Below are 1083 nucleotides of genomic sequence, written 5' to 3'. Positions count from 1 at the left end.
AGATTAAATCTGGGTGAGATTTTTTTCAGCCCGGATTAATTTGCCTTCCAATAAGGTTTCTATTGGCGTACGACCACAACACATTTTTCCTTGATGAGTACGATGATGGTTGTAGTCATCTATCCATTCATCCAGATCCTTTTGCAGTTCATTGAGTGAGCTATACAATTTCTTTCTGAATGTGACTTGGTAAAACTCGTTCAACATAGTCTTATGGAAGCGTTCACAGATACCATTTGTTTGGGGCGACATCGCTTTCGTTTTCGTGTGGTCTATATCATTTATCGCTAAATAAAGCTGATAATCGTGGTGTTCGACACGACCACAATATTCTGTCCCCCGGTCTGTTAAAATCCTCAGTATCGGTAATTTATGCGACTCAAAGAAAGGGAGCACTTTGTCATTAAGAATATCAGCCGCGGTAATCGGTGTCTTGGTGGTATAGAGTTTGGCAAACGCCACCTTGCTGTAGGTATCGACAAAAGTCTGCTGGTAAATCCGACCAACACCTTTCAAGTTGCCCACATAGAACGTATCTTGTGAACCTAGATAACCGGGGTGAGCGGTTTCGATTTCACCCCAGGCCTCATCATCCTGTTTTTTTCTCTCAAGTGCGACAACTTGTGCTTCCGTCAGGATGATTCCATTCTCAGCAACGTGTTTTTCGAGCGCCAGTAAGCGCTTTTTAAAGTTTTCAAGGTTATGCCTTAGCCAAATAGAACGCACTCCACTCGGTGAGACAAATACACCTAATTTACGCAGCTCGTTACTGGTTCTCACTTGTCCGTATGCCGGATAATCAATGGCGTATTTGACAACCGTTTGTTCCGTTTCAGAATCAACCCTGTTTTTGAGATTGGGTGCCCTTCTGCTTTGGTTGATAAGCGCATCAATGCCACCAGTTTCAACGAGTTCTTGATAACGATAAAAAGTGTCTCGTGATACACCCATCACTTTGCAGGCTCTGGATACATTGCCAAGTTCCTCTGCAAGATTGAGAAGACCCGCTTTGTGTTTAATAATTGGATTGCTAGTATGTAGCATGAGAGTTACCTCTTAGTTTCTTTGATTTAAGATTCAGCA

The 1083-nt window shown here is 42.6% G+C and carries 1 protein-coding gene; it reads right to left on the bottom strand.

Features of this window, described 5'->3' with window-relative positions; all coding sequences use genetic code 11:
- Positions 1–3: 3 nt before the first annotated feature.
- Positions 4–1044, bottom strand: a complete 1041-nt coding sequence (locus tag Xbud_RS18995) for an IS481 family transposase (protein ID WP_099137530.1) — start codon at positions 1042–1044, stop codon at positions 4–6.
- Positions 1045–1083 lie beyond the last annotated feature (39 nt).

The sequence above is a fragment of the Xenorhabdus budapestensis genome (genome assembly GCF_002632465.1).
GTDB lineage: Bacteria > Pseudomonadota > Gammaproteobacteria > Enterobacterales > Enterobacteriaceae > Xenorhabdus > Xenorhabdus budapestensis.
Note: the sequence above shows the minus strand (reverse complement) of the source record. Positions and strands in the feature narration are given on the sequence as shown.